The organism is Gibbsiella quercinecans (assembly GCF_002291425.1).
Taxonomy (GTDB): Bacteria; Pseudomonadota; Gammaproteobacteria; order Enterobacterales; family Enterobacteriaceae; genus Gibbsiella; species Gibbsiella quercinecans.
This window is the reverse complement of record NZ_CP014136.1, coordinates 2,539,458-2,565,553: the sequence shown is the minus strand read 5'-3', so window position 1 is coordinate 2,565,553 and position 26,096 is coordinate 2,539,458. Positions and strand designations below refer to the sequence as shown.

Sequence of the window (26,096 nt, the reverse complement as noted above, 5' to 3'; positions counted from 1 at the left end):
AAGCTTCAATACATTGGCATCAGCTGCAGAGGAGGTTCCCGCAACAGCTTAACCTGTTCAGCGAATGCCTTGGACTGGGATAACCAGAAATCAGGATCGGTCATCCAGGGGAAACTTTTAGGGAACGCCGGATCTTGCCAACGGCGCGTAACCCAGGCCAGGTAATAGACCATTCGCATGGCGCGCAGTGGTTCAATCAGTGCCAGTTCACGCGCATCGAAATGCGCAAACTCCGTATAAGCCTCCAATAGAATGTCCAACTGCATTAGCCGATCGCGGCGTTCACCATGCAACAACATCCAAAGATCCTGCACCGCAGGCCCGTTACGCGCATCATCAAGATCAACAAACAGCGGGCCATCACGCCACAATATATTGCCCGGATGGCAATCACCGTGCAGGCGCAACGGTTGCCAATCCTGGTGCCAATGCAGCGTGATCTCGGCGATTAAGGCATCGGTAGCGGCCAGGAAAGCATCCCGCTGCGCTTTTGGCACCAGTTCGCTGTTCGCTAATACCTGGCGCGGCGCGGCGAGGTATTCTTCAAGCCCCATCGTCGGGCGCGCGCTAAAGCGCTTTTCTTTACCCACCTGGTGGATACGCCCGAGAAATCGGCCAACCCATTCAAGCTGTTCGAGGTTATCAATCTCATATTGCCGGCCACCAACGCTTGGGAAAACGGCAAAAAAGAAACCACCGTGGCTGTGCAGCGTCTGTTGCTGTTGGATCAATGGCGCGACAACCGGGATTTCTTCCTGCGCCAGCTCAACGGCAAACTGGTGCTCTTCGCCGATCTGCTCCGCACTCCAGCGCGCCGGGCGATAAAATTTCACCACATAGCGCCGGCGATCTTCGTCCATAAATTGGTAGACGCGGTTTTCATAGCTGTTTAGCGCCGTCAGCCCGGAATCAACACGCAGGCCAATACCTTCCAGCGCATCCATGATCAGATCGGGGGAAAGCGTTTCAAAATTAAAAGCAGGGTTGTTCATAACCACATTTATTTTCGCTTGCTGGTCGCGCGTGTAGTGAGAATAAAAATTGTAGCACCAATCAAATGCAGGCGTTCTGCGTTCGCCGTATGCTCATCAATCCTTGATTACGCCGCGCGCACGCAGCAGGGCCGTTTTGAAGTCTTCTTCATAGTCTTTTTTCAGGCCAGGGATCTGTTCGCTGTCTGAGCTGCCGCGCATTTTCAGGTGGTAGATCAAGATATCGTCGCTTAGTTCAGCCAGTTGACCTTTGAAACCCGCTTCCTGCGCTAATTTCTGTAAAAACTGAATCAGATTCAGATCCGGATCTTCTTGCCAGGCGGGATGCAATAGCTCAATCAGCTCATTTACACGATGCGTTTTCATATCAATATCATCCGATGAAGTGAATAAACTCACAAAGTAACAGGCTTGGTTGCGGAGTGAAAGACGCAGCTTGTCAATAAAGGTAAATCCTGATGTCTTGGTGACTTTAGCGCTACAATCAGCATGTTAGTCATCGGATGAAATATTGATTATGCAGACAGAAATCACCGGTATTATCCTCGCCGGCGGGCGCGGTACCCGGATGGGGGGCGTTGATAAGGGGTTGGTTCAGCTCGGGGGGATCCCCCTGTACCAACATGTATTATCACGGTTAAAACCGCAGGTTGGCCAGATGGCTATCAACGCTAACCGCAATGCGGCCCGTTACCGGGAAAGCGGCTTAGCGGTCATTGGCGATGTAGACCCTGACTTTGCCGGCCCGCTGGCCGGCATGTTAGCGGGATTGCAATATGCCGCAACGCAATGGGCCGTATTTGCACCCTGCGACGTACCGGGTTTACCAACAGACTTGGTTGAACAGCTTTGGCGGCAGAAAGGTAAAGCGCTGGCGGCCTACGCCAGTGACGGTGAGCGCGATCACCCTACGCTTGCACTGTTGCATACCGCTTTAGCGCCGGCGTTGGCCGGCTACCTGGCCAGCGGGGAGCGCAAACTGATGCTGTTCATGAACCAAATAAACGCACAGCGGGTGATCTTTGCAAATCAAAAAGCCGCATTCATCAATATCAATACGCCGGCCGACGGTCAACATTGGCTACAAAACCGAGGGATGGCAAATGAGTAACACTCCGATCCCGTTATTGGCTATCGCCGCTTACAGTGGCACCGGCAAAACCACCCTGCTCAAACAATTGATACCGCTGCTAAAGCAGATGGATATTCAGGTCGGGTTGATTAAGCATACGCATCACAATATGGATGTGGATACGCCCGGTAAAGACAGCTATGAATTGCGTAAGGCGGGCGCCGATCAGACGTTAGTTTCCAGCGATCGCCGCTGGGCACTTATGACAGAGACCCCCGAGCAGCGGCCATTGGATCTGCACTATTTAGCCAGCCGTTTCGACAACAATAAGCTTGATGTGATCCTGGTAGAAGGCTTCAAACATGAGCCAATAAGCAAAATTGTCCTCTACCGTGAAAGTATGGGGCGCCCCCTGGCAGATATGCTGGATAGCAATACTCTTGCGGTAGCCAGCGATAGCCCTATTACCATAGCAGGCAACGTGCAACGCTTGGATCTGAACCAACCGCTGGCCATTGCGGCATTTATCGCATCGTGGTTGAAAAAAGCTGATGCCTGGTGAGGGATCTTCCTAACGGCACGGCTAATCACAGCACAGGCCGTGCCGATCTATGGCCCACAACGCAAAAAGCCCCGCGCTGATGCACGGGGCTTTCTACTGGATTTGATGCCTGGCAGTGTCCTACTCTCGCATGGGGAGACCCCACACTACCATCGGCGCTACGGCGTTTCACTTCTGAGTTCGGCATGGGGTCAGGTGGGACCACCGCGCTATTGCCGCCAGGCAAATTCTGTTTCATTCCGGCCGTTGTGTGCTTTCACACAACCACCAAAACCAATCTGCAAACAAGCCAAAAATCTCTGTCAAGTCTCTAAAACACCTTCGGTGTTGTAAGGTTAAGCCTCACGGTTCATTAGTACTGGTTAGCTCAATGCATCGCTGCACTTACACACCCAGCCTATCAACGTCTTAGTCTTAAACGTTCCTTTAGTGGACTCAAGGTCCAAGGGAAGACTCATCTCGAGGCAAGTTTCGCGCTTAGATGCTTTCAGCGCTTATCTCTTCCGCACTTAGCTACCGGGCAATGCCATTGGCATGACAACCCGAACACCAGCGGTGCGTTCACTCCGGTCCTCTCGTACTAGGAGCAACCCCTCTCAATCTTCCAACGCCCACGGCAGATAGGGACCGAACTGTCTCACGACGTTCTAAACCCAGCTCGCGTACCACTTTAAATGGCGAACAGCCATACCCTTGGGACCTACTTCAGCCCCAGGATGTGATGAGCCGACATCGAGGTGCCAAACACCGCCGTCGATATGAACTCTTGGGCGGTATCAGCCTGTTATCCCCGGAGTACCTTTTATCCGTTGAGCGATGGCCCTTCCATTCAGAACCACCGGATCACTAAGACCTGCTTTCGCACCTGCTCGAGCCGTCACTCTCGCAGTCAAGCTAGCTTATGCCTTTGCACTAACCTCCTGATGTCCGACCAGGATTAGCTAACCTTCGTGCTCCTCCGTTACTCTTTGGGAGGAGACCGCCCCAGTCAAACTACCCACCAGACACTGTCCTCACCCCCGCTCAGGGGGCCGAGTTAGAACATCAAACATTAAAGGGTGGTATTTCAAGGTTGGCTCCATGCAGACTGGCGTCCACACTTCTAAGCCTCCCACCTATCCTACACATCAAGGCTCAATGTTCAGTGTCAAGCTATAGTAAAGGTTCACGGGGTCTTTCCGTCTTGCCGCGGGTACACTGCATCTTCACAGCGAGTTCAATTTCACTGAGTCTCGGGTGGAGACAGCCTGGCCATCATTACGCCATTCGTGCAGGTCGGAACTTACCCGACAAGGAATTTCGCTACCTTAGGACCGTTATAGTTACGGCCGCCGTTTACCGGGGCTTCGATCAAGAGCTTCGCCTTGCGGCTGACCCCATCAATTAACCTTCCGGCACCGGGCAGGCGTCACACCGTATACGTCCACTTTCGTGTTTGCACAGTGCTGTGTTTTTATTAAACAGTTGCAGCCAGCTGGTATCTGCGACTGGCTTCAGCTCCGTCCGCAAGGGACTTCACCTACGCGCCAGCGTGCCTTCTCCCGAAGTTACGGCACCATTTTGCCTAGTTCCTTCACCCGAGTTCTCTCAAGCGCCTGAGTATTCTCTACCTGACCACCTGTGTCGGTTTGGGGTACGATTTGATGTTACCTGATGCTTAGAGGCTTTTCCTGGAAGCTGGGCATCAACTGCTTCGCCACCGTAGTGACTCGTCATCACGCCTCAGGGTTACAGTAATCCGGATTTACCAGGACTACACCCCTACACGCTTAAACCGGGACAACCGTCGCCCGGCCAGCCTAGCCTTCTCCGTCCCCCCTTCGCAGTAACACCAAGTACAGGAATATTAACCTGTTTCCCATCGACTACGCTTTTCAGCCTCGCCTTAGGAGTCGACTCACCCTGCCCCGATTAACGTTGGACAGGAACCCTTGGTCTTCCGGCGTGCGGGTTTTTCACCCGCATTATCGTTACTTATGTCAGCATTCGCACTTCTGATACCTCCAGCAACCCTCACAGGCCACCTTCAACGGCTTACAGAACGCTCCCCTACCCAACAACGCCTGAGCGTCGCTGCCGCAGCTTCGGTGCATGGTTTAGCCCCGTTACATCTTCCGCGCAGGCCGACTCGACCAGTGAGCTATTACGCTTTCTTTAAATGATGGCTGCTTCTAAGCCAACATCCTGGCTGTCTATGCCTTCCCACATCGTTTCCCACTTAACCATGACTTTGGGACCTTAGCTGGCGGTCTGGGTTGTTTCCCTCTTCACGACGGACGTTAGCACCCGCCGTGTGTCTCCCGTGATAACATTCTTCGGTATTCGCAGTTTGCATCGGTTTGGTAAGCCGGGGTGGCCCCCTAGCCGAAACAGTGCTCTACCCCCGAAGATGAGTTCACGAGGCGCTACCTAAATAGCTTTCGGGGAGAACCAGCTATCTCCCGGTTTGATTGGCCTTTCACCCCCAGCCACAAGTCATCCGCTAATTTTTCAACATTAGTCGGTTCGGTCCTCCAGTTAGTGTTACCCAACCTTCAACCTGCCCATGGCTAGATCACCGGGTTTCGGGTCTATACCTTGCAACTTGACGCCCAGTTAAGACTCGGTTTCCCTACGGCTCCCCTATGCGGTTAACCTTGCTACAAAATATAAGTCGCTGACCCATTATACAAAAGGTACGCAGTCACCCTGATAAATCAAGGCTCCCACTGCTTGTACGTACACGGTTTCAGGTTCTATTTCACTCCCCTCGCCGGGGTTCTTTTCGCCTTTCCCTCACGGTACTGGTTCACTATCGGTCAGTCAGGAGTATTTAGCCTTGGAGGATGGTCCCCCCATATTCAGACAGGATAACACGTGTCCCGCCCTACTCATCGAACTCACAATTCATGCCTTTTGGTGTACGGGGCTATCACCCTTTGCTGCGCGACTTTCCAGACGCTTCCACTAAGACACAAACTGATTCAGGTTCTGGGCTCTTCCCCGTTCGCTCGCCGCTACTGGGGGAATCTCGGTTGATTTCTTTTCCTCGGGGTACTTAGATGTTTCAGTTCCCCCGGTTCGCCTTGCATGGCTATGGATTCACCATGCAATAGTGTGTCGAAACACACTGGGTTTCCCCATTCGGGTATCGCCGGTTATTACGCTTCATATCAGCTTACCGACGCTTATCGCAGATTAGCACGCCCTTCATCGCCTCTGACTGCCTAGGCATCCACCGTGTACGCTTAGTCACTTAACCTCACAACCCGAAGATGTTTCCATCATCGGCTGTGCGCTTTTGAGAGACTCGTGAATAATCTTTCGATTATTCATCATTTCAATTTTCAGCTTGTTCCAGATTGTTAAAGAGCAATATCTTAAACACGACTCGTTAAAGTCATCTTTAAGATATTCGGTGATAATGTCTTTCACTCATTATCGGAATGGCGTCCCCAAGGGGATTCGAACCCCTGTTACAGCCGTGAAAGGGCAGTGTCCTAGGCCTCTAGACGATGGGGACACGGAAATTGCTTAGCAAATCACTGATTTGCTATTTCCGTGTAAAGGCGCGAATTTGCTGGCAAATTCAAGCGGCCGATGTGTTAACGACTCATCAGCCCGTCCGCCTTTCAACGAAAGGGTTTTCATGCTCATTATTTTTCATCAGACAATCTGTGTGGACACTGCACATTTCAATATCGTTCGGTAAGGAGGTGATCCAACCGCAGGTTCCCCTACGGTTACCTTGTTACGACTTCACCCCAGTCATGAATCACAAAGTGGTAAGCGCCCTCCCGAAGGTTAAGCTACCTACTTCTTTTGCAACCCACTCCCATGGTGTGACGGGCGGTGTGTACAAGGCCCGGGAACGTATTCACCGTAGCATTCTGATCTACGATTACTAGCGATTCCGACTTCATGGAGTCGAGTTGCAGACTCCAATCCGGACTACGACATACTTTATGAGGTCCGCTTGCTCTCGCGAGATCGCTTCTCTTTGTATATGCCATTGTAGCACGTGTGTAGCCCTACTCGTAAGGGCCATGATGACTTGACGTCATCCCCACCTTCCTCCAGTTTATCACTGGCAGTCTCCTTTGAGTTCCCGGCCGAACCGCTGGCAACAAAGGATAAGGGTTGCGCTCGTTGCGGGACTTAACCCAACATTTCACAACACGAGCTGACGACAGCCATGCAGCACCTGTCTCACGGTTCCCGAAGGCACCAAGGCATCTCTGCCAAGTTCCGTGGATGTCAAGAGTAGGTAAGGTTCTTCGCGTTGCATCGAATTAAACCACATGCTCCACCGCTTGTGCGGGCCCCCGTCAATTCATTTGAGTTTTAACCTTGCGGCCGTACTCCCCAGGCGGTCGATTTAACGCGTTAGCTCCGGAAGCCACGGCTCAAGGCCACAACCTCCAAATCGACATCGTTTACAGCGTGGACTACCAGGGTATCTAATCCTGTTTGCTCCCCACGCTTTCGCACCTGAGCGTCAGTCTTCGTCCAGGGGGCCGCCTTCGCCACCGGTATTCCTCCAGATCTCTACGCATTTCACCGCTACACCTGGAATTCTACCCCCCTCTACGAGACTCTAGCCTGCCAGTTTCAAATGCAGTTCCCAGGTTAAGCCCGGGGATTTCACATCTGACTTAACAGACCGCCTGCGTGCGCTTTACGCCCAGTAATTCCGATTAACGCTTGCACCCTCCGTATTACCGCGGCTGCTGGCACGGAGTTAGCCGGTGCTTCTTCTGCGAGTAACGTCAATGATAATGGCTATTAACCATCACCCCTTCCTCCTCGCTGAAAGTGCTTTACAACCCGAAGGCCTTCTTCACACACGCGGCATGGCTGCATCAGGCTTGCGCCCATTGTGCAATATTCCCCACTGCTGCCTCCCGTAGGAGTCTGGACCGTGTCTCAGTTCCAGTGTGGCTGGTCATCCTCTCAGACCAGCTAGGGATCGTCGCCTAGGTGAGCCATTACCCCACCTACTAGCTAATCCCATCTGGGCACATCCGATGGTGTGAGGCCCTAAGGTCCCCCACTTTGGTCTTGCGACGTTATGCGGTATTAGCTACCGTTTCCAGTAGTTATCCCCCTCCATCGGGCAGTTTCCCAGACATTACTCACCCGTCCGCCGCTCGCCGGCGAGGAAGCAAGCTTCCTCCCGCTGCCGCTCGACTTGCATGTGTTAGGCCTGCCGCCAGCGTTCAATCTGAGCCATGATCAAACTCTTCAATTAAAAGCTTGATTTGCTAAGTTAATAGCTGCTCGAAGATTTACTGCATGAATTTTACTTCAGTTAGTCACTCTTCAAGACTTGATATTTTTTTGCACCCGAAGGTGCTGGATATCGTCTTGTGAGTGCCCACACAGATTGTCTGATAAATTGTTAAAGAGCGTCGCCGCGATAAAGTCGCTGGCGTGGGCTGCGTATACTACGCTTTTAGCCCGAAGAGTCAAGCGTTTATTTCGCTTTCGTCTTGCTGACCCGGCGGCTTGTCAGTCGTTGTTCCCGGTCAGTGGAGGCGCATTATAGGGACTTCCCGGCAGCCTGCAACCCCTAATTTAAAAAAACTTTCCAACCGGGTGCTTTTTCGCCAAAAGGCGAAAAAAACGGCGTTTTCGTGCCACATTTTCCACCAGCAGGCACAATAAGGCGCAATCTGTAGCGTAAAATGAAAAGTAACGAGACAGCCAAGGATCCGCAGCGATGCAATTTACTGCCCAGCAACAAGCCGCCCAACGAAATCTTTCTTATCTTTTGGCGGAAAAACTCGGCCAACAGATCCTTGCTGGCGTATATGCGGCAGGCAGCATCCTTCCTGGCGAGATAGAAATCGGCGAGCAATTCGGCGTGAGCCGCACTGCCGTGCGTGAAGCGGTGAAAATACTGGCGGCCAAAGGCATGCTGCTGCCCCGCCCACGCATCGGCACCCGGGTCATGCCGCAGAGCAATTGGAATTTCCTCGATCAGGACCTGCTGAACTGGTGGATGACGCAGGAAAACTTCGATCAGGTGATGCAACACTTCCTTATCTTGCGCAATTCACTGGAGCCCCACGCCTGCTCGCTGGCGGCCACTCACGCCAATCAACAACAAAAAAACCAGTTGGCCGCGCTGATGGCGGAAATGCGGGCGCTGCATGCCGATTTTGATCGGGAACGCTGGATAGAAGTGGATACACAATTCCACCAGTTGATTTATGAAGCCAGCGCCAACCCGTTCCTGACCTCGTTCGCCAATCTGTTCAGCTCGGTATATCAAAGCTATTTCCGCGCCATCACCGGCAATGAAGTGCTCAAGTTGAACCACCACCAGGCCATCGTCGATGCCATCTTAGCCAGCGACGGCGCAACGGCACAGATCGCTTGCCAAGTTCTGTTAAACGAAAAAGACGAACTTTCTATATAAAGACGACACATCTATTACTCAGGGAATAATAATGACCAAATCCGCGCGCAGTATGGCTGGGCTACCGTGGATCGCTGCCATAGCGTTCTTTATGCAGGCGTTGGATGCCACTATCCTCAACACCGCATTGCCGGCCATCGCCGTCAGCCTTGAACGCTCGCCGCTGGCGATGCAGTCGGCGGTCATCAGTTATACGCTGACGGTGGCCATGCTTATCCCGCTCAGCGGCTGGTTGGCCGATCGGTTTGGCACCCGGCGCGTATTCATCTTCGCCGTCTCGCTGTTTACCCTTGGTTCGCTGTTGTGCGCCATGTCGCCCACGCTGACGTTTCTGGTGATCTCCCGGGTGATCCAAGGGGTTGGCGGCGCAATGATGATGCCGGTCGCCAGGCTGGCGCTACTGCGCGCTTATCCGCGCAGTGAACTGCTGCCAGTGCTTAACTTCGTCACCATGCCCGGGCTGGTTGGGCCGGTGGTGGGGCCGCTGCTCGGCGGCTGGCTGGTGACTTACGCGACCTGGCATTGGATCTTCCTGATTAATATCCCCATCGGCCTGCTGGGCATTCTCTACGCTCGCAAATATATGCCGGATTTTACTACGCCCAAGCGGCCGTTCGATTTCTTTGGCTTCATGCTGTTTGGTTTTAGCCTGGTGCTGGTTTCGATGAGCCTTGAGCTGTTGGGCGAGCGCGTGCTGGCGAGCTATATCTGCCTTGGCGTAATGCTTTGTGGTATCGCCATGCTTGTGGGGTATATCGCCCACGCCCGCCGCCATCCCCAGCCGCTGATCGAGTTAGGCTTATTCAAGACGCGCACATTTTCCGTCGGCATCGCCGGCAACGTCGCTTCGCGCCTGGGCACCGGCTGCGTGCCCTTCCTTATTCCGTTGATGCTGCAGGTTGGCTTCGGCTATTCGGCACTGGTGGCGGGCTGCATGATGGTGCCGACGGCGATCGGCTCATTAACGGCGAAATCCACCGTAACGCACGTGTTGCGCTGGCTGGGTTACCGGAAAACGTTGGTGGTGATCACCGTGATAATCGGCCTGTTGATTGCACAGTTTTCTTTGCAAAGCCCGACCATGCCGCTGTGGCTACTGATCCTGCCGCTCTTTATTTTAGGCATGGCGATGTCCACCCAGTTTACCTCGATGAATACCATCAGCCTGGCCGATCTGAACGATGGCAATGCCAGCGCGGGTAACAGCGTGCTGGCCGTCACCCAGCAACTCTCCATCAGCTTTGGCGTGGCCATCAGCGCAGCGGTGCTGCGTTTTTACGAAGCGACGGCGCCAGGCACCATCATCGACCATTTTCATTACACCTTTATCACCATGGGCATCGTTACGGTGATCTCGGCATTGGTCTTTACGCTGCTGAAAAAGAGGGATGGCCGTAACCTGATCGCCAATCGGCCAAAAGGGGGCAAAGCCGCCAGCAACGCAGGCTAACGGCGGGCGACGGAAGCTCGCACCACCAGCTCGGGCGTCAGTACCAAAACCTGGGCTTCGCGCTCCGGGTTTTGCAGGCGGTTGATCAACGCATCAACCGCCAGTTCCCCCAGGGAATCTTTTGGCTGATGGATGGTGGTTAGCGGCGGCGCCAGATACTTCGCCAGCTCGATATCATCGTAGCCCATCACCGCGATATCCTGCGGCACGCGAAGGCCTGCCTGGAAAAGCACCTGATAAACCCCAACCGCCACTGCGTCATTGCCGGCAAATACCGCATGCGGCGGCTCCGCCAACGCCAGCAGTTGCTTCATGGCGCTAACGCCGCCTTCAAATTCGAAATCGCAATGCACTTCATACCCCGGCAATATCGCCAACCCGGCGTGCCGCATCGCATTCCGATAGCCTTGCAGACGGTGGTGTGCGGTGGCCTTATCCTGCGGCCCGGCGATACAGGCAATTTTGCGGTAGCCGCAGGCGATCAGATATTCGGTTGCCATTTCACCGCCAAGCAACGAGTTATCCTGGATAATGTCATTGGCACCGGCAAACGGGGACCAGTCCATCATCACGATAGGCAGCGAGGGATAACGGCTCAGCGCATCCTGCGGCGGGCGATGGTTCTCGGTACACATCAACAACAGCCCATCAACGCGCTTTTGCAATAGCGTTTCCATGCTGCGGTGCATGCGGGCCATATCTTCTTCGGTATTACACAGAATCAGGCTATAGCCGCGCTCATAGCAACTGCGCTCAACGCCGCGCACCACTTCTGCGTAAAACGGGTTATTGCTGGAGGTGACCAGCATGCCGATGGTGCGGGTTTGCTTGATCTTCAAACTGCGCGCCAGCGCGGAGGGCGCATAGTTGAGCTGTTCGACAGCCGCCATGACCTTGTTACGCACCCCGTCGCTGACAAAACGGTTGTTGTTGATAACGTGCGAAACCGTGGAAGTTGAGACGCCCGCCAGGCGGGCAACGTCTTTCATTGTAGCCAAGGATCACTCCTGCTGCTGTAAAAAGGCGTCTATCTCTTGCCGCCACGGCACCGAGGGCTGTGCGCCGGGCCGGGTTACGGCAATGGCCGCCGCCGCATGGGCAAACTGCACCGCATCGCCCATTGGCCGCCCTTCCAGCAACGCAGTAACCAGGGCGCCGTTGAAGGTGTCACCCGCCGCAATGGTATCGACCGCCTGCACGCTAAACCCGGGAACCCGTCTACCGTTGCCACCTTCACTCAGCCAAACGCCGCGGCGCCCCAGGGTGATAATGACCGTCGCAATCCCCTTGCCGTGCAGGGCCTGTGCGGCACGCGCCGCGTCTTCATCGCTGTTTACCGCAACCCCGGTCAGGCGCTGGGCCTCGGTTTCATTCGGAGTAATGATATCAATCATGGCCAGTAAGGCGTCGGGCAGGTCACGCGCCGGCGCCGGGTTGAGAATAACCTGGGTATGATGCTGTTTTGCCAGGTTGGCGGCGGCGATCACCGTCTCCAGCGGGGATTCCAACTGCATCAGCAGCGCCTCCGCGTCGATAATGGTTTGCCGATGGCGGCCCAGATAATCGGGCGTCACCGCCGCGTTGGCGCCGGCGTTGATGCCAATAACGTTCTCACCTTCGCCGTTAACGAAAATCAACGCGACGCCGGTGGTGCTATCGGCAATCGCCTCTACCGGCCGGGTGTCGATGCGATCGGCGGCCAGCTGCTGGCGGATGCGTGCACCGATATCATCCCCGCCAACACAGGCGATAAAAGCGATATTCGCCCCACAGCGCCCTGCGGCCACCGCCTGATTGGCGCCCTTGCCGCCGAAGGCGACCTTATACTGCTTCCCGATCACCGTTTCGCCCGGGGTGGGAAATTGCTCAACGTTAAGGATATGGTCAGCATTGATGCTGCCGAGAACCACCAGCTTTCCTGTTTCCATCCTATTGATTCCTGCTTGTTTGCCGGCGCCGTTGCGGCGCCGGCACAACTGACTTATTGCGTGACCAGTTTCAAGGCAACCGGGATCGTCGCCGGCACCTGCTCGCCTTTCAATACTTTATCAGCGGTTTCCACACCAATCACACCAATCTGATCCGGGCGCTGCGCCACCGTTGCCGCCAGCTTGCCGCCCTCCACCGCCTTCATGCCATCGGCGGTGCCGTCGAAACCGACCACCACCACATCCGTTTTACCGGCGGTTTGCAGCGCCCGCAGAGCGCCCAGCGCCATTTCGTCATTCTGGGCAAACACCGCCTGCACGTCCGGGTGCGCGGTCAACAGATTCTGCATGACATTCAGCCCCTTGGTGCGATCAAAATCCGCCGGCTGGCTGGCCAGCAGTTTGAACTTGTGCTGATCGAGCGATTGTTTGAACCCTTCGCCACGTTCGCGGGCGGCGGAAGTACCGGCGATGCCCTCCAGTTGGATCACTTTAGCTTCTGCGCCAACCTTGCCGGCGATGAAATCGCCAGCCATCTTACCACCGGCGCGGTTATCGGAAGCGATATGGCTAATGACGGTGCCGGCAGATGCAACGCGATCCAAGGTTATCACCGGGATCTTGGCCTGATTGGCCATTTTGATGGCGTTGCCAACCGCATCGGAATCCGCGGGGTTAATCAGCAGCACTTTCGGATTCTGCACCATCAGATCCTGCACGTTCGCCAGCTCTTTCGCCGGGTTGTTCTGGGAATCCAGAACCACCAGGTTATAACCTAACTTGTTGGCTTCCTGCTGCGCACCGTCTTTCATCGAAACAAAAAACGGGTTGTTCAGTGTGGAAACCACCAGCGCGATAGTCTCTTTCGCCAACGCGTTGGCACTCAGGCTCGCGCTTAACGCGAGTGCGGAAACTAAAGTGGCCAATTTTCTCATTTTCATGGTCGTCATTCCTGTAGGGGAGGTGAGTTAGGCTAATCAGCAATGGGCAACGGCATAACGCCGCCTGGCGTGCTCAACCGCAATTTATGGCAAACCCGCCGCGTTACTCGCCTACTGCTTTTTGTTATCTACCAATACCGCCAGCAATATCACTATCGCTTTCACGATCATTTGGTAGTAGGAAGAAACACCTAATAAATTCAATCCATTATTCAAGAAACCCAAAATCAGCGCGCCAATCAGCGTGCCGACGATGCGCCCCTTGCCGCCGGCCAGGCTGGTGCCGCCCAGCACCACCGCCGCAATGGCATCTAGCTCATAGCCCGTACCGGCGGTGGGTTGGGCAGAGGAAAGGCGCGCGACTTCAATAATTCCGGCCAGCGCCGCCAGCAGGCCGCACAGCGAATAGACGATGATTTTGACCTTATCCACGCTGATGCCGGACAAGCGGGTTGCCGCTTCATTGCCCCCCAGCGCATAGATATAGCGCCCCAGCCGGGTGTGGTGCAGCATGTACCAGGCAGCGATAAAAACGATCGCCATAATCCAGATTGGCGTGGGCACGCCAAGCGGGCGGCCAATGCCAAACCAGCCAAAGGTATCCGCCACGCCGGAGAAACCGGTGTTGATCGGGCTGCCGTTGGTGTACACCATGGTGACGCCGCGCAACAGCAGCATCATCACCAGGGTGGCGATAAACGCCTGTACCTTGCCCTTGGCGACAATCACCCCGGTGCAAGCCCCCACCGCCGCGCCGAGCGCCAATGCCGCCGCAACCGCCGCCAGCGCATTGATTTCGAAGCCCACGATCGACGCAGCGACGGCGCCGGTCAGCGCCAACAGCGATCCCACCGAAAGATCGATACCGGAAGTCAGGATCACCAGCGTCATCCCCACCGCCATAATGGCGTTAACCGACGTCTGCTGCAGAATGTTGAACAGGTTGTTCAGGGTAAAGAAATTGGGGCTCATGGATGAAACCACCGCGATCAAAACCAGCAGCGCAATCAGCGATTTCTGCTCTAACAGCCATTCTTTACTGAACCAGCGCTTTGCTGCGATAGTTTGGGAACTCATATCCGATTACTCCTGCTTTCGCCGTATTGCTTGCCAACGGCCGCGGCCATCAGCGCTTCCTGGGTGGCCTGTTCAATCGGGAACTCGCCGCTAAGGCGCCCTTCGTGCATCACCAGGATGCGATCGCTCATGCCCATGACCTCCGGCATTTCGGAAGACACCAGGATGATGCTCAGCCCTTCCTGCTTGAACTGGTTGATAAGTTGATAAATTTCCTTCTTGGCGCCAACGTCGACACCGCGGGTTGGCTCGTCCAGGATCAGCACCTTCGGCCGGGTCATCAGGCCGCGGGCGATGGCCACTTTCTGCTGATTGCCGCCAGAAAGCAGGCCGATGGGTTGATCCAGGGTCGGCGTTTTAATGTTGAACAGGCGGATAAAATCCCCCACCGCCTGCCGCTCTGCGGCATGCTTCAGGCTGCCGCCAGCGCGGCTGAAATAACGTAGCGCGGTCAGCGACATGTTTTCCTTTACCGACATCCCCAGCACCAACCCATCGCGTTTGCGGTCTTCCGAGATATAAACAATGCCGTTCGCCAGGCCATCCTGCGGCGTGCGGGCCAGCACTTCACGGCCATCCAACTGCACCGAGCCGCCGCAGCGCAACGCCGCGCCGTAAAGCAGCTTCATCAACTCCGTCCGCCCGGCGCCCATCAGCCCCGCCACACCGATAATTTCACCGCGGCAGAGGGAAAAGCTGACGTCATCCACGCCTGGGCCGGAAAGGTGGCTGACCTGCAGCCGTTTTTCGCCGCGCGGCAGATTAAGGCGCGGATACTGCTCTTCCAGCCGGCGCCCCACCATCAGTTCGATCAGCGTATCTTCCTGCAGTTCGGCAACCGGGCGTTCGGTAATGAACTGCCCATCGCGAAAAACCGTTACGTCATCGCAGATTTCAAAAATTTCTTTCAGGCGATGGGAGATATAAACAATGCCGCGCCCCTGGGCCTTCAGTTCGTTAATCACCTTGAACAGGGAGGCGGTTTCGGTATCCGTCAGGGCATCCGTTGGTTCATCCATGATCAGCACCTGCGATTCAAAACTCATCACCTTGGCGATTTCCACCATTTGCTGATCGCCAATCGACAGCTCGCCCACCAACCGATGGCTGCTGTAACGCAGGTTCAACCTGGCAAGCAACTTGTCGGCCTCGGCATACATGCGTTTCCAATCGATACGGCCCCAGCGGTTAACGAATTCGCGGCCAAGAAAGATATTCTCCGCGATGGTCAACTGCGGGATCAGATTCAGTTCCTGATGGATGATGCCGATGCCGGCTGCCTGGGAATCTTTCGGCCCGTTGAACGCCACCTCTTTCCCCAAAAACTGCAGGCTGCCGGCATCCTTGCTGTAGATCCCCGTCAACACTTTCATCATGGTGGATTTGCCGGCGCCGTTTTCCCCCACCAGCGCCATCACCTTGCCGGGATAAACGCTAAGCGCGGCGCCAGACAGCGCTTTCACCCCGGGGAAGGCCTTATCAATTCCTTTTAGTTGCAGTAAAGGTTGCATAAATGCCTCAAAAGGTTACGCCGGCGCACAGGATCACATTGGCATAGGGGGAACACTCCCCGCTGCGGATCACCGCCCGGCTGTAGGCCGTTTGCGCTTTGAATTCCGCATGGCTGATATAACGCACGCTAACGGTATTCCCCTGGCTCTGGCCAAGCATGGACAACTGCGCCAATAACGCTTCATGCAGCGGCGGGTTTTGCTTCACGATTTCCTCCGCCAGAATCGCGCTCTCCACCTGCATCTCCTGCGTAACGGCAGCAAAAACCTGTAAGAACGAAGGGATACCCTGGGTCAGCGCAAGATCGATACGCTGCGTTGCCGCCGGGATCGGTAACCCTGCATCGCCAATCGTGAGCTGATCGGTATGGCCAAGACGGGATACCACCGCAGAGACTTCAGCATTCAATAACGCACCCTTTTTCATGTTTTCCTCTGCTTACTGGCGAAACGTTTCGCTGGTGAGAGGAGTTTAAAAAAAAACCAACATGTGGCAACAAAAATGATGCAAAATTGTGATCGTTATCGAAACGTTTCGCTGTGCAATCGAAGAGGCAAAGAAAAGGGCCCAGCGAATGCTGGGCCCTGGCAAGATGGCGGCTAGATTTCGATCTGGGTGCCCAGCTCGATAACGCGGTTAGGCGGGATTTCGAACTGGTCGGCGGCCCGCAGGGCGTTGCGGCTAAGCGCAATGAACAGTTTGCCGCGTAGCAGCAGGTACCAGGGGCGCTTGGCCAACAGCAGCGATTCGTGGGACATAAAGAACGAGGTTTCCATCATCCGGCACGGCAACCCTTCCAGCCCGCAGCGGTGGAAAATCTCCTCAACGTTTGGCGTTTCGCGCCAACCGTAGCTGGCCACCACCCGCCAGAAGGTAGGCGAAAGCTGTTCAATGGTCACACGGCGCACGTTGTGCACGTAAGGCGCGTCTTCAGTGCGCAGCGTCAGCAGCACCACCCGTTCATGCAACACTTTGTTGTGCTTGAGGTTATGCAAGAGGGCGAAAGGAATGGCCGTCGTCGCACGCGACATAAACACCGCGGTGCCCGAGACACGCACCGGCGGCGATTTCTCCAGCGAGGCGATCATCGCCTCCAGAGAATTGCCGTGCTCATGCATACGACGCAGCAGGCGGAAACGCTCGCTCTTCCAGGTGGTCATGATGATGAACATCACCAGGCCCAGCGTCAGCGGCAGCCAGCCGCCGGAGAATAGCTTCAAGGCATTGGCGGTAAACATCGGCACATCGATAAACAGCAGGATCGCCAGAATGCCGATCGCCAGAAAACGCTTCCAGTGCCAGTTTTTAATCGCCACAGAGGTCACCAGAATGCTGGTTAACACCATGGTACCGGTAACGGCGATACCGTACGCCGCAGCCAGATTGCTGGAGTGTTCAAAACTGGCGATCACCAGCACCACCGCGATATACAGCAGCCAGTTAATCGCCGGAATGTAGATCTGGCCAGACTCCATCTCCGAGGTATGGATAATGCGCATCGGCGACAGATACCCCAGGCGAACCGCCTGGCGAGTCAACGAAAACACCCCGGAAATCACCGCCTGTGAAGCGATGACTGTCGCCAGGGTTGCCAGAATCAGCAATGGAATCAAAGCCCAGTCCGGCGCCAGCAGGAAGAAGGGGTTTTTAATCGCTTCGGGGTTTTTCAGCAACAGCGCCCCCTGGCCGAAGTAATTTAGCACCAGCGAAGGCAACACCAGTGAAAACCACGCCAGGCGGATAGGGAATTTCCCGAAATGCCCCATATCGGCATACAGCGCTTCAACACCGGTGATCGACAGCACCACCGCCCCCAGAGCAAAGAAGGACAGCTTTTGGTATTCAAGGAAGAAGTTCAGCGCCCACTTGGGGTTCAGCGCCTGCAGCACTTCGGGGTTGACGATGATGCTGCGGATGCCCAGCACCGCCAGGGAAAAGAACCAAATCAGCATCACCGGAGCAAACAGTTTGCCAACGCTGCCGGTACCGTGCTTTTGGATTGCAAACAGCAGCGTCAGCACCAGTATTGAGAGTGGGACAATATAGGTGTCCAACGAAGGCGCGGCAATTTCCAGCCCCTCAATCGCCGACATCACCGAAATGGCCGGGGTAATCACCACCTCACCATAGAAAAAGCTGCCGCCGATCAGGCCCAAAATCACCAATATCGAGGTGGCGCGCGCCGACGTATTACGCCCGGCCAACGACATTAATGTGAGGATACCCCCTTCCCCGGCGTTGTCTGCTCGCATCACATAAGTGAGATACTTCAGCGAAACAATGATCACCAACATCCAGAAAATCAGGGAGAGGAAGCCAAAAACGACATCCGGGCGAACCTCAAAGCCATAATGGCCGGAAAAACACTCTCTCAGCGTATAAAGAGGACTGGTACCAATATCACCGAACACCACCCCGATGGCAGCCAACGTGACCGCGGATAATGATTGCTTGTTTTCTGTGCTCATAATTCGTTTCTTTTGTGAGTACATCCCTTAGCCGATACGCCCTGTATCGATCCAATAGATGCGGGCTCCAAGATCCGTTACGCCCACTAAAAAGCGCACAGTATGCACGAATTCTACTACTTGCCTACTCTTTAATAGACCCGCCAAAAAGGCAAAAAGACACGCCAAATATCGATTAACTCAAAGAAATTTATTACTAATCAATAATCTATATCATTAAAAACGGTACTGTTTTAGTATTAGTCGCTTAAGTAAGTTTGGTCAACTAACGGACAATACGATAAATCTATGGTCTCTTCATCACATTTGGCAGAACGCATTTCCCGTCTCAGCAATGCGCTGGAAAGTGGCCTGTATGAACGGCAGGAAGCAATCCGCTTGTGCCTGTTGGCCGCGCTAAGCGGCGAGAGCGTATTTTTGCTTGGCCCGCCGGGCATCGCCAAAAGCCTGATAGCCCGCCGCCTGAAGTTTGCCTTTCGCAATGCACGTTCATTTGAATATCTGATGACGCGCTTCTCCACCCCGGAAGAAGTGTTCGGCCCGCTATCCATTCAGGCGCTAAAGGACGAAGGGCGCTATCAGCGCCTGACCGCCGGCTATCTGCCGGAGGCGGAGATCGTCTTCCTGGATGAAATCTGGAAGGCCGGCCCAGCGATCCTCAACACCCTGTTGACCGCCATCAATGAGCGCCGCTTCCGCAACGGCAACAGTGAGGAGCCGATCCCCTTGCGCCTGCTGATCGCCGCATCCAACGAGTTGCCGGAAGCCGATAACAGCCTGGAAGCGCTGTACGATCGCATGCTGATTCGCCTGTGGCTGGACAAGGTGCAAGATAAGCAGAACTTCCACGCATTGTTGACCAACCGCCAGAACGACCACGACAACCCGGTGCCGCAGGCGTTGAGCATCAGCGACCAAGAGTTCCTGCAATGGCAAGGGCAGATTGATCGAGTGGCGCTGCCGGAACACTGCTTCGAACTGATTTTCCAACTGCGCCAGCGGCTGGATGCCCTGGAGCAAGCGCCCTATATTTCCGATCGCCGTTGGAAAAAAGCGCTACGCCTGCTGCAGGCCTGCGCCTTTTTCAGCGGCCGGGATAACATTGCGCCTATCGATCTGATGCTGCTCAAAGATTGCCTGTGGCACGATCTGGCTTCGCTGAAACTCCTGCAGCAGCAGGTGGATCAGTTGCTGGCCGAGCAGGCGTATCAACAGCAGACCCACTTGCTGCAACTGCAGCAGTTGCATAGCCGCTGGATGCAGCACCAGCAGCAGCAAAGCGAACGCAGGGCAATCCAACTGGAGAAAAAAAGCGGCATGTTCAGCCGCCGGCCGCAGTATGCGTTGAAAGAAGCGCTCAGTGGCACCAGCCAAACCCTGCTGCTGCAAACGCCATTAAAGCTGCACGACATACAGGTGACCCACCTAAGTATAGAAAACAGCGCCCTGGAAAACTGGTTGCAGAAGGGCGGAGAGGTGCGCGCCAAGTTGAACGGCATTGGTTTTGCGCAGCAAATCGATCTGCTGGTGGATAACCAACAGTATCTGTGCGTACTGGACGTCAGCCGCCAGCCGGCGCTGCTCGCCCTGCCCGGTGGCCCAAGCGGCAGCACGCCGCCGGAACTGCAGGACGAGCTGGATACGCTGGCGCTGCGGCTGGCGGAACAGCGGCGATTATTCAGCCAGCATCAGCCATGCCTGTTTACCCCGGCGGAAGGCCTGGCCAAAATTGAATCCAGCCTGTTGCAGGTATCTGAACAGCTTAAACAACTGCAACAACAGATGCGCGGCCGGTAAACATGCTCAATCTGGAAACGCTCGATCTGTTGCTGGCGATCGCCGAAGGCGAACTGATCGAAGACACGATCGTCGCCATGCTGGCGTTGCCGCAGCTTGCGGTTTTTTTCAAGAAGTTCCCGGCAATGCGGCGGGCGCTGGATCGCGATCTGCCACAATGGAAACTGCGTTTAAAAGAGCGGCTCCACCAGGCGATGGTGCCACCGGCGCTGGCACAGGAGTTTTATCGCTATCAGCAATGCCAGTTGGAAAGTAACAGCCAGTTTTACCAAAACCTGAATGACACGCTGGATCTGCTGCAGCAGTTGGTTTCTCCTTTTTATGAGCAGGCTCGCCGGCTGGTCGACGCCGCGGATTTGCCCAATCATCCCCTTGATGACAGCTTTCAGACGCTATTCCTACAACGCTGGCGCATTAGCCTGACATTACAGGCCACACTGCTGCATCATCAGTTGCTGGAGCAGGAGCGGGAACAACTGATGGCGGAACTGCAGGAACGCCTGGCGCTCAGCGGCTCGCTGGAGCCAATCCTGGCCGAAAACGACACCGCAGCCGGGCGGCTGTGGGACATGAGTAAAGGCAAGCTACAGCGCGGCGATTACCAGCGGCTGGTGGAATATGGCCAGTTTCTGCAAACGCAGCCAGAGCTGAAAAAGCTCGCGCAGCAACTGGGCCGCAGCTACGAGGCAAAAAGCGTACCGCAGCCTGATGCCCTGTTGGAACCGTTTCGCAGCCTGGTGCGTACGCCGGCCACCCTGCCGGAAGAAGTTAACGGCATTCACCAAAGCGACGACATCCTGCGCTTGCTTCCCCCCGAGCTGGCGATGCTGGGGGTTGAAGAGCTAGAGTTCGAATTTTACCGCCGCCTGCTGGAAAAACAGCTGCTAAGCTATCGCCTGCAGGGCGATGCCTGGCACGAAAAAACCGTGATGCGGCCGGTGATCCACCAACAGCAGGATCGGCAACCGCGCGGGCCTTTTATTGTCTGCGTTGATACCTCGGGGTCTATGGGCGGGTTTAACGAGCAGTGTGCCAAAGCTTTCTGCCTGGCGCTGCTGCGCGTGGCGCTGGCGGATAATCGGCGCTGCTACATCATGCTGTTCGCCAACCAGATCGTCCATTATGAACTCACCGCCGCCAGCGGCATCGAACAGGCCGTGCGCTTCCTCGGCCAGCATTTTCGCGGCGGCACCGATCTGGCCGCCTGTCTGAACGCCAGCGTGGATAAAATGGCCGAAAGCGGTTGGGTTGACGCTGATGCGGTGATTATTTCCGATTTCATCGCTCAACGCCTGCCTGACGAAACCATTAACAAGGTCAAGCGCCAGCAGCAAAGCCACCAGCAGCGTTTCCACGCGGTGGCGATGTCGGCCTATGGCAAACCGGGCATCATGCGGATCTTTGATCACATCTGGCGCTTTGATACCAGCCTGAAAAGCCGCCTGCTGCGCCGCTGGCAGCGTTAAGGCTTTCCTCACCACTCCAACCATTCACCGTTGCGCAAAAACGTGCCGCCAGCACTCAATTTTCGCTAACGGAAGTTGCTATTCGCCGTCCACTATTCCATCTTAAAACCCGATCAATTCGATATTCATCAATAAAGAGAAACAGCATGGCGGAAACTTATCAGATCGATAATCTCGATCGCGGCATTCTCAACGCTCTAATGGAGAATGCGCGCACCCCCTATGCGGAACTGGCCAAGGCGTTTGCCGTCAGCCCAGGCACCATCCACGTTCGGGTAGAAAAAATGAAGCTGGCGGGCATCATTTCCGGCGCCCGTATCGACGTGAACCCCAAGAAGCTGGGCTACGATGTGTGCTGCTTTATCGGCATCATTTTAAAAAGCGCCAAGGATTACCCTTCCGCGTTGAAAAAGCTGGAAAGCCTGGAAGAAGTGGTGGAAGCCTATTACACCACCGGGCATTACAGCGTCTTCATCAAGGTGATGTGCCGCTCGATCGATGCGCTGCAATTGGTACTTATCAACAAGATCCAAACCATTGATGAGATCCAGTCAACGGAAACGCTAATCTCGTTGCAAAACCCCATTATGCGTACCATCACCCCTTAGCCGATGATTTTCTATACCCCTATTATCCACAGGTAGATCCCAGCCGATTCACAGCGTACAATGCAGCCTCTTTTCGAATCGCTGGGATCATTCATTCATGGTAGACATAACCCTGATCAGTGGCAGCACGCTGGGTAGCGCGGAATATGTGGCCGAACATCTGGCAGAAAAACTGGAAGAAGCCGGCTTTTCTACCGAAATGCTGCATGGCCCTGAACTGGATGAACTGACATTGTCTGGCCGCTGGTTGGTGGTGAGCTCGACGCACGGCGCAGGTGAACTGCCGGATAACCTACAACCGCTGTTGGAACAGATAGAAGAACAGCAACCGGATCTCTCGGGAGTGCAATTTGGCGCCGTTGGTCTGGGCAGTTCCGAATACGACACCTTTTGCGGCGCGATCAAATTGATCGACGAGAAATTTAGCGCATTGGGTGCGAAAAGGATCGGCGATCGTCTTGAGATCGACATCACCAAGCATGAAATTCCCGAGGATCCGGCAGCAGAATGGATCAAAAACTGGATTAATTTGCTCTAATTTGCATAAAGATCACGCGTTCACTTGTGGATAACTATGCTTAAAAGCGGCGTATAAGCGGTAGTTATCCAAATAACAACTGCTGTATGCTTTTTGTCCTGTGCATAACACCCGTTTTAGATCCCAGCTTATTCGTGATGGGATCACCGATCATTCACAGCTAACGATCCTCCTTAATCAGCTGATATTAGGCATGAATATTCACTTATCCACAGAAGATCGCGATCCTAATAAGAGATCTAATAAAGAGATCTTTAAATAAAAAAGATCTTCTTTTAATTACCGGACGATCCTGGCCACTTGGCGGGCCGTCTAAACTTGAGTAGAATCCCCGTCCCCAGGGCAAATAACGATCGTTCGCACGTACTCCGAGGTGAGTTCCATGTTTTATCCAGATCATTTTGACGTCATTATCATCGGTGGCGGCCATGCAGGCACCGAAGCAGCAATGGCTGCTGCTCGTATGGGGCGTCAAACCTTATTATTGACACACAATATCGACACGCTTGGGCAAATGTCTTGTAACCCAGCGATTGGCGGCATTGGCAAAGGGCATCTGGTTAAAGAAATTGATGCGCTCGGCGGCCTGATGGCAACGGCGATCGATCATGCCGGCATCCAGTTTAGGATACTAAACATCAGTAAAGGCCCTGCGGTACGGGCCACCCGCGCTCAGGCCGATCGGGTGCTGTATCGGCAGGCTGTGCGCACCGCCCTGGAGAACCAACCGAACCTGATGATCTTCCAACAGGCGGTGGAAGATCTGATCGTGGAAAACGATCGTGTCGTCGGCGCTGTAACCCAAATGGGGCTGAAATTCCGCGCCAAGGCGGTTGTGCTGACCGTTGGCACCTTTCTGGACGGCAAGATCCACATCGGGCTGGAAAACTACAGCGGTGGCCGCGCAGGGGATCCGCCTTCGATCGCGCTTTCTCGTCGCCTGCGGGAACTTCCGCTTCGCGTTAACAGATTAAAAACCGGCACCCCGCCGCGCATCGACGCACGCACTATCGATTTCAGCGTGCTGGCGCAACAGCATGGCGACACCCCAACGCCGGTATTCTCATTCCTGGGTTGTGCCAGCCAGCACCCGCAGCAAATGCCGTGCTACATCACGCACACCAATGAGAAAACCCATGAGGTGATCCGCAATAACCTCGATCGCAGCCCAATGTACGCCGGGATCATCGAAGGGATCGGGCCGCGTTACTGCCCGTCGATCGAAGACAAAGTCATGCGCTTTGCCGATCGTAACGCGCACCAGATTTTCCTGGAGCCGGAAGGGCTGACCAGCAATGAAATTTACCCGAACGGCATTTCCACTAGCCTGCCGTTCGATGTACAGATGCAAATTGTCCGTTCGATGGAAGGGATGCAAAACGCCCGCATCGTGCGCCCAGGCTATGCCATTGAATATGACTTCTTCGATCCACGTGATCTGAAGCCGACCCTGGAAAGCAAATTCATCCAGGGGTTGTTCTTCGCCGGCCAGATTAACGGCACCACCGGCTACGAAGAAGCCGCCGCGCAGGGGCTGCTTGCCGGCCTGAACGCCGGCCGCTTTGCCGCGGATGAGGAAGGTTGGGCGCCTGCGCGTTCCGAGGCCTACCTTGGCGTGCTGGTGGACGATCTCAGCACCCTGGGCACCAAAGAGCCGTACCGCATGTTCACCTCACGGGCGGAATACCGCCTGATGCTGCGTGAAGACAACGCCGATCTGCGCCTGACGGAAAAAGGCCGGCAGTTGGGCCTGGTGGACGATGTTCGCTGGGCGCGCTATAGCGAAAAAGTGGAGCGTATTGAGCGGGAACGCCAGCGCCTGCGTGATATCTGGGCGCATCCGCATGCTGAAAATATTGCGCAGGTGAACGCACTGCTGAAAGCGCCGCTATCGCGCGAGGTCAACGGCGAAGATCTGCTGCGCCGGCCGGAAATGGATTACACCGCCCTGACGGCGATTGACGCTTTCGCGCCGGCGTTGGCGGATACGCAGGCCGCAGAGCAGGTGGAAATCCAGGTAAAATACGAAGGCTATATCGCCCGGCAGCAGGATGAGATCGAAAAGCAACTGCGCAACGAGAATACGGTGCTGCCGTTGGATCTTGATTACCGCCAGGTTTCCGGCCTGTCCAATGAAGTGATCGCCAAGCTCAACGATCACAAACCCAACTCGATCGGCCAGGCTTCGCGTATTTCCGGCGTTACCCCGGCCGCCATTTCCATCCTGTTGGTGTGGCTGAAAAAACAAGGGTTGCTGCGCCGCAGCGCATAAGCCTTGTTATGCGGCCGGCTTTACGGGCTGGCCGCTGACATCCCCTGCAGCCTGAATTATCATAGTTGCCTTTATCAGCCTGCCCGCGTTAACGGCGCGGCCAGCGCCAGGCAGAGGACCCCATTGTGCAAAAGAAATTAGATTCGCTGCTGTTAGCGGCCGGCATTGTGCTCCCCGATCAGCAAAAACAGCAGTTGCTCGGCTATGTCGGCATGCTGGACAAGTGGAACAAGGCCTATAACCTGACTTCAGTGCGCGATCCGCAGCAGATGCTGGTGCGCCACATTCTCGATAGTATCGTAGTGAACCCGTATCTCCAGGGCTCGCGCTTCATCGACGTTGGCACCGGGCCGGGCTTGCCGGGGATCCCGCTGGCTATCGTGCGCCCTGACGCGCATTTCACCCTGCTCGACAGCTTGGGCAAACGCGTGCGCTTTCTGCGCCAGGTGCAGCATGAGCTGGGGCTGAAGAACGTGGAGCCGGTACAGAGCCGTGTAGAGGAATACCCGCCAGAGCCGCCGTTTGATGGGGTGATCAGCCGCGCCTTCGCGTCGCTACAAGACATGCTCGCGTGGTGTAGCCACCTGCCCGCCAAGGGCCACGGGCGTTTTTACGCGCTGAAGGGGCTGCGCCCTGAAGACGAATTGGCGCAGTTGCCTGCCGGCATTAGCCTGGAAAAGGTGGCGCGTTTACAGGTGCCGGAGCTGGAAGGTGAACGCCATCTGGTGGTGCTGAAAGCCAACTGAGTTTTGCTTTTGATCAAACTAGCATGAATTAATCGATTATTTAGGCGTTAAAAGTAAGCAGGCTAATTAAAAGCGTCTTTTTTTAGTTATTTTACTTTTTGTTAACACAAAAATAGCCGTCGATTGGCGATAATGGCTGATTACAAGTGTAAATAGTCACGTGCGTAACTATCTGTGCTGTCGTTGGCTTTATTCTGAATGTTAATTGGCTGTTGCAATAAACCTTGGTGGAATGTCAATAAAAGGTTTTTGGCGGGTATAAGG

The 26,096-nt window shown here is 55.0% G+C and carries 19 protein-coding genes, 1 tRNA gene and 3 rRNA genes; 10 read left to right on the top strand and 13 right to left on the bottom strand.

Annotated elements, in window-relative coordinates:
• Positions 1–5: 5 nt before the first annotated feature.
• Positions 6–992: a serine/threonine protein kinase gene (locus tag ACN28Q_RS11850; protein ID WP_095846534.1), complete on the bottom strand. Its 987-nt coding sequence runs from the start codon at positions 990–992 to the stop codon at positions 6–8.
• 96 nt (positions 993–1,088) lie between these two features.
• Positions 1,089–1,358, bottom strand: coding sequence for a YihD family protein (locus ACN28Q_RS11845; protein ID WP_095846533.1), 270 nt, complete (start codon positions 1,356–1,358; stop codon positions 1,089–1,091).
• 151 nt (positions 1,359–1,509) lie between these two features.
• Between ACN28Q_RS11845 and mobA the strand changes: the two genes are divergently transcribed.
• Positions 1,510–2,103, top strand: coding sequence for a molybdenum cofactor guanylyltransferase MobA (gene mobA, locus ACN28Q_RS11840; RefSeq protein ID WP_095846532.1), 594 nt, complete (start codon positions 1,510–1,512; stop codon positions 2,101–2,103).
• Positions 2,096–2,626 carry a molybdopterin-guanine dinucleotide biosynthesis protein MobB gene (gene mobB / locus ACN28Q_RS11835; RefSeq protein ID WP_095846531.1) on the top strand — a complete coding sequence of 177 codons (531 nt, stop codon included), beginning with the start codon at positions 2,096–2,098 and terminating at the stop codon, positions 2,624–2,626. Before mobA ends, mobB begins: the two co-directional genes overlap by 8 nt.
• Positions 2,627–2,733: 107 nt before the next feature.
• Here mobB and rrf read toward each other — a convergent pair.
• The 4 genes from rrf to ACN28Q_RS11815 all read right to left on the bottom strand — a co-directional run bounded on the left by rrf (position 2,734) and on the right by ACN28Q_RS11815 (position 7,856).
• A 5S ribosomal RNA gene (gene rrf / locus ACN28Q_RS11830) occupies positions 2,734–2,849 on the bottom strand.
• Between the two features lie 108 nt (positions 2,850–2,957).
• Positions 2,958–5,867 (bottom strand): 23S ribosomal RNA (locus tag ACN28Q_RS11825).
• A 185-nt stretch (positions 5,868–6,052) separates the two neighbouring features.
• Positions 6,053–6,128, bottom strand: a tRNA-Glu gene (locus ACN28Q_RS11820).
• Positions 6,129–6,314: 186 nt separating this feature from the next.
• Positions 6,315–7,856: ribosomal RNA gene (locus ACN28Q_RS11815) — 16S ribosomal RNA — on the bottom strand.
• The 16S, 23S and 5S rRNA genes sit together here with 1 tRNA gene alongside, the layout of an rRNA operon.
• A 471-nt stretch (positions 7,857–8,327) precedes the next feature.
• Here ACN28Q_RS11815 and ACN28Q_RS11810 point away from each other — a divergent pair.
• Both ACN28Q_RS11810 and mdtD read left to right on the top strand, forming a co-directional pair.
• The gene (locus ACN28Q_RS11810; RefSeq protein WP_095846530.1) at positions 8,328–9,029 is read left to right on the top strand and encodes a FadR/GntR family transcriptional regulator; all 702 of its coding nucleotides are present in this window, start codon (positions 8,328–8,330) and stop codon (positions 9,027–9,029) included.
• Positions 9,030–9,060: 31 nt separating this feature from the next.
• Positions 9,061–10,479, top strand: a complete 1,419-nt coding sequence (gene mdtD, locus ACN28Q_RS11805; RefSeq protein ID WP_095846529.1) for a multidrug transporter subunit MdtD — start codon at positions 9,061–9,063, stop codon at positions 10,477–10,479.
• On the opposite strand, the gene rbsR is transcribed toward mdtD, so the two are convergent.
• From rbsR to kup, 7 genes are all read right to left on the bottom strand, one after another.
• Complete coding sequence (gene rbsR / locus ACN28Q_RS11800; protein ID WP_095846528.1) at positions 10,476–11,477, bottom strand: ribose operon transcriptional repressor RbsR; 1,002 nt, start codon at positions 11,475–11,477, stop codon at positions 10,476–10,478. The genes mdtD and rbsR overlap by 4 nt on opposite strands.
• 3 nt (positions 11,478–11,480) lie before the next feature.
• Positions 11,481–12,407 (bottom strand): ribokinase, encoded by a 927-nt coding sequence (rbsK, locus tag ACN28Q_RS11795; protein ID WP_095846527.1) that lies wholly within the window; start codon positions 12,405–12,407, stop codon positions 11,481–11,483.
• Between the two features lie 53 nt (positions 12,408–12,460).
• Positions 12,461–13,348 (bottom strand): ribose ABC transporter substrate-binding protein RbsB, encoded by an 888-nt coding sequence (gene rbsB / locus ACN28Q_RS11790; RefSeq protein ID WP_095846526.1) that lies wholly within the window; start codon positions 13,346–13,348, stop codon positions 12,461–12,463.
• Positions 13,349–13,459: 111 nt separating this feature from the next.
• Positions 13,460–14,425 carry a ribose ABC transporter permease gene (rbsC, locus tag ACN28Q_RS11785; protein ID WP_095846525.1) on the bottom strand — a complete coding sequence of 322 codons (966 nt, stop codon included), beginning with the start codon at positions 14,423–14,425 and terminating at the stop codon, positions 13,460–13,462.
• Positions 14,422–15,936, bottom strand: coding sequence for a ribose ABC transporter ATP-binding protein RbsA (gene rbsA / locus ACN28Q_RS11780; protein WP_095846524.1), 1,515 nt, complete (start codon positions 15,934–15,936; stop codon positions 14,422–14,424). The genes rbsC and rbsA overlap by 4 nt, the downstream gene beginning before the upstream one ends.
• A 7-nt stretch (positions 15,937–15,943) precedes the next feature.
• Complete coding sequence (gene rbsD, locus ACN28Q_RS11775) at positions 15,944–16,363, bottom strand: D-ribose pyranase (protein WP_095846523.1); 420 nt, start codon at positions 16,361–16,363, stop codon at positions 15,944–15,946.
• Positions 16,364–16,536: 173 nt separating this feature from the next.
• Entirely contained in the window at positions 16,537–18,405 is a 1,869-nt protein-coding gene (kup, locus tag ACN28Q_RS11770; protein ID WP_095846522.1) for a low affinity potassium transporter Kup, read from the bottom strand.
• A 288-nt stretch (positions 18,406–18,693) separates the two neighbouring features.
• Between kup and ravA the strand changes: the two genes are divergently transcribed.
• From ravA to rsmG, 6 genes are all read left to right on the top strand, one after another.
• Positions 18,694–20,202, top strand: a complete 1,509-nt coding sequence (gene ravA, locus ACN28Q_RS11765; protein ID WP_095846521.1) for an ATPase RavA — start codon at positions 18,694–18,696, stop codon at positions 20,200–20,202.
• A 2-nt stretch (positions 20,203–20,204) separates the two neighbouring features.
• Positions 20,205–21,668: an ATPase RavA stimulator ViaA gene (gene viaA / locus ACN28Q_RS11760; RefSeq protein ID WP_095846520.1), complete on the top strand. Its 1,464-nt coding sequence runs from the start codon at positions 20,205–20,207 to the stop codon at positions 21,666–21,668.
• Between the two features lie 146 nt (positions 21,669–21,814).
• A complete protein-coding gene (gene asnC, locus ACN28Q_RS11755) occupies positions 21,815–22,276 on the top strand; it encodes a transcriptional regulator AsnC (RefSeq protein WP_095846519.1) in 462 nt (153 codons plus the stop codon).
• A 97-nt stretch (positions 22,277–22,373) separates the two neighbouring features.
• The gene (mioC, locus tag ACN28Q_RS11750) at positions 22,374–22,814 is read left to right on the top strand and encodes an FMN-binding protein MioC (RefSeq protein ID WP_095846518.1); all 441 of its coding nucleotides are present in this window, start codon (positions 22,374–22,376) and stop codon (positions 22,812–22,814) included.
• Positions 22,815–23,196: 382 nt separating this feature from the next.
• Positions 23,197–25,086 carry a tRNA uridine-5-carboxymethylaminomethyl(34) synthesis enzyme MnmG gene (gene mnmG / locus ACN28Q_RS11745; RefSeq protein WP_095846517.1) on the top strand — a complete coding sequence of 630 codons (1,890 nt, stop codon included), beginning with the start codon at positions 23,197–23,199 and terminating at the stop codon, positions 25,084–25,086.
• 125 nt (positions 25,087–25,211) lie between these two features.
• A complete protein-coding gene (gene rsmG, locus ACN28Q_RS11740) occupies positions 25,212–25,832 on the top strand; it encodes a 16S rRNA (guanine(527)-N(7))-methyltransferase RsmG (protein ID WP_095846516.1) in 621 nt (206 codons plus the stop codon).
• Positions 25,833–26,096: the final 264 nt, after the last annotated feature.